This is a genomic window from Mesorhizobium sp. M7A.F.Ca.US.006.04.2.1, assembly GCF_004022915.1.
In the GTDB taxonomy this organism is placed as follows: Bacteria; Pseudomonadota; Alphaproteobacteria; order Rhizobiales; family Rhizobiaceae; genus Mesorhizobium; species Mesorhizobium ciceri.
On the sequence record NZ_RZQA01000303.1, the window covers coordinates 1 to 6,718 of the forward strand.

General features: G+C 62.5%; 5 protein-coding genes. 2 read left to right on the plus strand and 3 right to left on the minus strand.

Annotation, left to right across the window (positions count from 1 at the left end; genetic code table 11):
* The 3 genes from EN925_RS17370 to EN925_RS17380 all read right to left on the minus strand — a co-directional run.
* The coding region (locus EN925_RS17370) for a sugar ABC transporter ATP-binding protein (RefSeq protein ID WP_164894252.1) at positions 1-1,187 on the minus strand (1,187 nt) is incomplete at its 3' end.
* Positions 1,188-1,271: 84 nt separating this feature from the next.
* Positions 1,272-2,267 (minus strand): rhamnose ABC transporter substrate-binding protein, encoded by a 996-nt coding sequence (gene rhaS / locus EN925_RS17375; RefSeq protein WP_013533599.1) that lies wholly within the window; start codon positions 2,265-2,267, stop codon positions 1,272-1,274.
* 55 nt (positions 2,268-2,322) lie between these two features.
* Positions 2,323-3,132, minus strand: a complete 810-nt coding sequence (locus tag EN925_RS17380) for a DeoR/GlpR family DNA-binding transcription regulator (RefSeq protein ID WP_013533598.1) — start codon at positions 3,130-3,132, stop codon at positions 2,323-2,325.
* 185 nt (positions 3,133-3,317) lie between these two features.
* Here EN925_RS17380 and EN925_RS17385 point away from each other — a divergent pair, with 185 nt between their 5' ends.
* Both EN925_RS17385 and rhaI read left to right on the plus strand, forming a co-directional pair.
* Entirely contained in the window at positions 3,318-5,420 is a 2,103-nt protein-coding gene (locus EN925_RS17385; protein WP_127365808.1) for a bifunctional rhamnulose-1-phosphate aldolase/short-chain dehydrogenase, read from the plus strand.
* A 12-nt stretch (positions 5,421-5,432) separates the two neighbouring features.
* Positions 5,433-6,718: L-rhamnose catabolism isomerase (gene rhaI / locus EN925_RS17390; protein WP_128336743.1), on the plus strand; the 1,286-nt coding region annotated here is incomplete at its 3' end.

Sequence of the window (6,718 nt, forward strand, 5' to 3'; positions counted from 1 at the left end):
GTGTAGGAGCGGGCCAGATCGAACTCCTCCGACAGCCGCAGCAGGCCGGACTTCGACGTGCGCTTGAGCGAAGGCAGCGAGACGTTCTGGAAGATCGGCAGGCCGATCACCACGCCTTGCTTGCCGCGTTCTTCCGGTACGTAGACGATGCCGGCATCGATCGAATCCGCAGCCGATTTCGGCGCGATCGTCTTGCCTTCCAGCGTGATCGTGCCGGCTGAGGTGCGGGTGATGCCCGATATCGCCTGCATCACCTCGCTGCGGCCGGCGCCGACAAGGCCGTAAAAGCCGAGGATCTCGCCCTTGTGCAGTTCGAAGCCGATATCGTTGAATTCGGTCGGATGCGACAGGCCGGAAACGGAGAGCACCGGTGCGCCGATCTCGGCCTTGCGCTGCGGGAAGATGTGATCGACCGCGCGGCCGACCATCAGGCGCACGATCTGGCTCTGGCCGGCATCCTTGATCAGGCCTTCGCCGACCATCTCGCCATCGCGGAACACCGTGTAGCGGTCGGCGATACGGTAGATCTCGTCGAACTTGTGGCTGATGAACAGGATCGCCTTGCCATCGCTCTTGAGGAATTCGATCAGCAAAAAGAGCTCCTCGATCTCCTTCATGGAAAGCGCGGCGGTCGGCTCGTCCATGATGACGATCTGCGCGTCGATCGACATGGCACGCGCAACCGCGACCAGATGCTTGTTGGCGATGCCAAGGTCCTTCAGCCGCGCGTCGGCGTCGATATGGTCGGCATGCATGGTGTCCAGCACTTCGCGCGCGTTCTTGCGCATCGTGCGCCAGTCGATGGTGCCGAAACGCGTGCGTGGCGCGTGGCCGAGAAAGATGTTTTCGGCCACGCTCAGATCGTCGAACAGCACGGTTTCCTGGTGGATGGCGGTGACGCCATGGCCGAAGGCGGCATGCGCGCTGGGCAGGGTGACGGCGTGGCCGTCTATGCTGATCGTGCCCCCGTCGGGCTGGTAGATGCCGGTCATGATCTTGACCAGCGTCGACTTGCCGGCGCCGTTCTCGCCGATCAGCGCCGTCACCTGGCCCGGATAGAGCGACAGGCTGACATTGTGCAACGCGCGCACGCCGGGAAAGCTCTTGGAGATGCCGGACAGCGTCAAGCGTGGAGCCGGGGCCGGAGGCCGCTCCTTCACCGCGCCGTGTTGGGCTGTCGTGTCCATAGTCGTATCAAGCCCTGAAACAAGGTTCGTTTAAAGCCGCGGCGGGACGTGAGCCCCGCCGCGTCAGCTCTAGAGAACTCCAGATCAATAGATCTTGGAGAACTTTTCGATGTTCGACTTGTCGAACTGGAAGGGCGGAGCCATTGCAGCCGAGTTGGTGTCGTCGAGCGTGACCTTGCCGACGCGGCCGATCGACAGCGTGGCGCCGGGCTTGGCCTCTTCCTTCTTCACCGCCAGATCATGGGCGAGGTAGACGGCCGAGTAGCCGAGGTCGATCGGGTTCCACAGCGCAACCGCCTGGCTGGAACCGTTGTCGATGAACTTCTTGAACTCGGACGGCAGTGCGAGACCGGTGACATTGACCTTGCCGATCAGGTTCTCGTCGGTGACGACCTGGGCGGCGGCAACGACGCCGACGGTGGTCGGCGCGATGATCGCCTTCAGGTTCGGATAGGACTTCAACAGGCCCTTGGCTTCGTCGGTGCTCTTGGCCGAATCGTCATCGCCGTAGACGGTGGCGACGAGTTTGATCTTGGGGAACTTCTCCGGCAGGATCTTCTTGGCCGCGTCGATCCAGGCGTTCTGGTTGGTCGCGGTCGAGGAGGCCGACAGGATGGCGACCTCGCCGCCTTCCGGCAGGTGGTCGGCGGCGAGCTTGATGATGGTCTCGCCGATCAGGCCGGTGTCGGACGGGTTGAGGTGAAGCTGGCGACCTTCCTTGGCGACGCCCGAATCCCACGAGATGACGGTGATGCCGCGTTCCATGGCCTTCTTCAGCACCGGCACCAGAGCGTCGGCGTCATTGGCCGAAATGGCGATGGCGTTGACCTTCTGCGCGATCAGCGAATTGACCACTTCGATCTGCGCTTCGGCGGTCGCCTTGGTCGGGCCGGTGTAGATGATGTCGACATCGCCAAGTTCCTTGGCCGCCTCTTCGGCGCCCTTGTTGGCGGCATCGAAGAAGCCGTTGCCGAGCGACTTCACCACCAGCGCGATCTTGACGTTTTCGGCGTAGGCTGCATTCACGAACATGGCGGCTGAGAATGCAGCCGTCACCATCAATTTCTTCAAGAAGCTCATCGAATTTCCTCCCTTGAGCGTTGCATTCCATCGCCGCTGCGAGCGCGAGTTGGCCTCAGGCCTGCAGTGAAGATTCTTCCTTGTTGGTTGCGGATGTGCGGGCGACGATCAGCGTCACGCCGGCGGTCTCCAGCATCTTGGCTTCACGATCCTCGATGCCGTCATCGGTGATGACGGTGGCGATGCGCGACAGGCCGCACAGGATGAGGCTGGAGCGTTTGCGGAATTTCGAGGAATCGACCAGCACCACCAACTCGTCGGCCTGGTCGATCAGTTTCTGCTCCGCCTGGATCAAGAGCGGATCGCCCTCCATCAGGCCGAGCGGCCCCAGACCCTGCGCACCCATGAACATGCGGCGCGCATAGAAATTGCGCGTCACGTCGTTGTCGAAGGGCGACAGGATGATGTTCTGCTCGCGATAAATGGTGCCGCCCGACAGCATCACCGTATTCTTGGAGTGCTTGAGCAGGTGCTCGGCGATGGGGAACGAATTGGTGAAGATCGGCATGCGGCGGCCGGTCAGGAAATGCACCATCTGGAAGGTGGTGGTGCCGCCATTGATGATGATCGGTTCGCCGTCGTTGCACAGCTCGACCGCTTCACGCGCAATCGCCCGCTTCTGCGAGGCGTTGATGGTTTCGTTGACGGAAAAGGGCCGGCCGGCCAGCCCGATGAACTGCGGCGGCGAGATTGCCTCGGCGCCGCCGCGCACGCGGCGCAGGCGCTTCTGGACGTGGAGAGCCGCGATATCGCGCCGGATCGTCGCCTCGGAGGACTCCGTCAGGTCGACCATCTCCTGCACCGTCACCACAGGCTTTTCCTGGACGGCGGACAGAATGATCCTGTGGCGCTCTTTTTCGTGCATGGTTCCTCCCTGCCCGGGCATCTAGGCACCCAAAACGCGCAGTGTCAATCATTTCCGATCATATAATTTCATTGTGCAGTGCAATATGATCGATATTGATCGTTTGTGATTGACAAGCCGACCGCTTCCGTGGAAATTCGGGGCCAAATGGCCGCGCCTTCTGCGTGCCTTCGGGAGGATTTCTTATGCTCGACAAGCGCACCGGCGCGCGCCTCGCCAATCTGTGGGACGAGGCCAAGGCTCACGCCATGAGCGGGCCGGAACTTCTGGTCTACCGTTCGAACACACTTGGTTCCGACAAGCGGGTCACCAACTATGGCGGCGGCAACACGTCGTCGAAGATCTGGCAGAAAGACCCGCTTACCGGCGAGGATGTCGAAGTGCTGTGGGTCAAGGGATCGGGCGGCGACAGCGCCTCGATCAAGCTGGACGGCTTTGCCACGCTCTACATGGACAAGCTGCGCGCGCTCAAAGGCCTCTATCGCGGCGTCGAGCACGAAGACGAGATGGTCGGCTTCCTGCCGCACTGCACCTTCAACCTCAATCCGCGTGCGGCTTCGATCGACACGCCGCTGCATGCCTACGTGCCGAAGCCCTTTGTCGACCACATGCATCCCGATGCCATCATCGCCATTGCCGCGGCGAAGGATTCGAAGGCGCTGACGAAAGAAATCTTCGGCGAGGCCATCGGCTGGCTGCCGTGGAAGCGCCCTGGCTTCGAACTTGGCCTGTGGCTGGAGAAATTCTGCCTCGAACACCCAGCCGCCAAGGGCGTCATCCTGGAAAGCCACGGCCTGTTCACCTGGGGCGACACCCCCAGGGAATGCTACGAGACGACGATCTCAGTGATCAACCAGGCGATCGAATGGTTCGAGCGCCGCTCCGAGGGTGTCGCTATCTTCGGCGGTGAAGCGGCCAAGTCGCTCGACGCCACTGAGCGCCGTGCCATCGCGGCCAAACTGATGCCGAGGATTCGCGGCCTGATCTCGGAAAGGAGCCACAAAACAGGCCATTTCGACGATTCCACTGCTGTGCTCGAATTCGTCAACTCCAGGGATCTGCGCCCGCTGGCGGCACTTGGCACGTCGTGCCCTGACCATTTCCTGCGCACCAAGATCCGCCCGCTGGTCATCGAGTTCGATCCGGCAAAACCCGATGTCGATGCCGTCATCGCGCGTCTTGCCGACGACATCGCCGAATATCGCGTTGGCTACCAGGCCTATTACGACAGCTGCAAGCATCCGGACTCGCCCGCCATCCGCGATCCCAATGCCGTCGTCTACCTGATGCCCGGCGTCGGCATGTTCACCTTCGCCGGCGACAAGGCGACGGCGCGCATCTCGGGCGAATTCTATGTCAACGCCATCAACGTCATGCGCGGCGCCTCCACCGTGTCGTCTTATGTCGGCCTGCCTGCACAGGAAGCCTTCGACATCGAGTACTGGCTGCTCGAAGACCTGAAGCTGCAGCGTATGCCGAAGCCGAAGTCGCTTGCCGGCCAGATCGCCCTGGTCACGGGTGGCGCCGGCGGCATCGGCCGCGCCACGGCCAACCGCCTGCTGCGCGAAGGCGCCTGCGTGGTGCTGGCCGACATCGATGAGGCGGCACTCGCCAGCACCAATGACGAACTGGCGAAAGTCTACGGCAGGGACTTCGTGCGGCCGGTGCTGATCAATGTCACCTCGGAGGAGCAGGTCATTTCGGGCTTTGCCGAGACAGCGGTCGAGTTCGGCGGCATCGACATTCTGGTATCGAATGCAGGGCTGGCCTCCTCGGCGCCGATCGAGGAGACGACGCTGGCGCTGTGGAACAAGAACATGGACATCCTGTCGACCGGTTATTTCCTGGTCTCGCGGGAAGCGTTCCGGCTGTTCCGCGCGCAGAAGATTGGCGGCAACGTCGTCTTCGTCGCCTCCAAGAACGGCCTTGCCGCATCGCCGAACGCCGCCGCCTATTGCACCGCCAAGGCTGCCGAGATCCATCTCGCCCGCTGCCTGGCGCTGGAGGGCGCGGAGGCGCAGATCAGGGTCAATGTCGTCAACCCGGACGCGGTGCTGCGCGGCTCGAAGATCTGGACCGGCGAGTGGAAGGAACAGCGCGCCGCCGCCTACAAGATGTCGACCGACGATCTGGAGGAGCACTATCGCTCGCGTTCGATGCTGAAGCGCTCGGTCTTCCCGGAAGACATCGCAGAGGCGATCTATTTCCTGGCGTCCGACATGTCGGCCAAGTCGACCGGCAACATCATCAATGTCGACGCGGGCAACGCCCAGTCGTTCACGCGCTGAGCGGAGGGGACGATGGAACACATCATCTCCGCCGGCCTCGTCGACAAGGACAACGCCGCGCGCAAGGCCAACCTCGAGCGCGACTATGCCTCGCTCGGCGAGCGGCTCGACCGTCGCGGCATCGCCATCGACGCTGTCAGAGACAAGGTCGAGAAATTCGCGGTGGCGATCCCGTCCTGGGGCGTCGGCACCGGCGGCACGCGTTTTGCCCGCTTTCCCGGTGCCGGCGAGCCACGCGACATCTTCGACAAGATCGAGGATTGCGCCGTCATCCAGCAATTGACGCAGGCGACGCCGACCGTTTCCCTGCACATTCCGTGGGACAAGGCCGATCCGAACCGGCTGAAGCAAGCGGCCTCGCGCTTTGGCCTCGGCTTCGACGCCATGAACTCCAACACCTTTTCCGACGCCAAGGACCAGAAGCTCTCCTACAAATTCGGCTCGCTGTCGCATGCCGACGCCGGCACGCGCCGGCAAGCGGTCGAGCACAATCTCGAATGCATCGAGATCGGCAAGACGCTCGGCTCCAAGGCGCTGACGGTGTGGATCGGCGACGGTTCGAACTTTCCCGGCCAGGTCAATTTCGCCAAGGCATTCGAGCGCTATCTCGACGCCATGAAAGAGGTCTACGCCGGACTGCCCGCCGACTGGAAGCTGTTCAGCGAGCACAAGATGTACGAGCCGGCCTTCTATTCCACCGTCGTGCAGGACTGGGGCACCAACTACATGATCGCGCAGGAGCTGGGCGACAAGGCGTTCTGTCTCGTCGACCTCGGCCACCATGCCCCAAACGTCAACATCGAGATGATCGTGTCGCGGCTGATCCAGTTCAAAAAACTCGGCGGCTTCCACTTCAACGATTCGAAATATGGCGACGACGATCTCGACGCCGGTTCGATCGATCCTTACCGGCTGTTTCTCGTCTTCAACGAACTGGTCGACGCCGAACTTTCCGGCGCCGAGGGGTTCGACCCGGCCCACATGCTCGACCAGAGCCACAACGTCACCGATCCGATCGAAAGCCTGATGCTATCGGCGGTCGAGGTGCAGCGCGCCTATGCGCAGGCGCTGCTGGTCGACCGCAAGGCGTTGGAAGATTTTCAGGATAGCAATGACGCGCTGATGGCGACGCAGACGCTGAAAGCGGCCTACCGCACCGATGTCGAGCCGATCCTCGCCATGGCGCGGCTGAAGACCGGCGGCGCCATCGACCCGGTCGCCGCCTATCGAGCGGCGGGTTACCGCGCCAAGGGTGCAGCGGAACGCCCTGCAGTCGCTGGCGGGTCGGGGGGGATTGT

What these genes read in the sequence shown, in the direction of transcription:
- rhaS (WP_013533599.1), bottom strand. Translation starts at nt 2,267, where the DNA reads ATGAGCTTCTTGAAGAAATTGATGGTGACGGCTGCATTCTCAGCCGCC.
- EN925_RS17385 (WP_127365808.1), top strand. Translation starts at nt 3,318, where the DNA reads ATGCTCGACAAGCGCACCGGCGCGCGCCTCGCCAATCTGTGGGACGAG.
- EN925_RS17380 (WP_013533598.1), bottom strand. Translation starts at nt 3,132, where the DNA reads ATGCACGAAAAAGAGCGCCACAGGATCATTCTGTCCGCCGTCCAGGAA.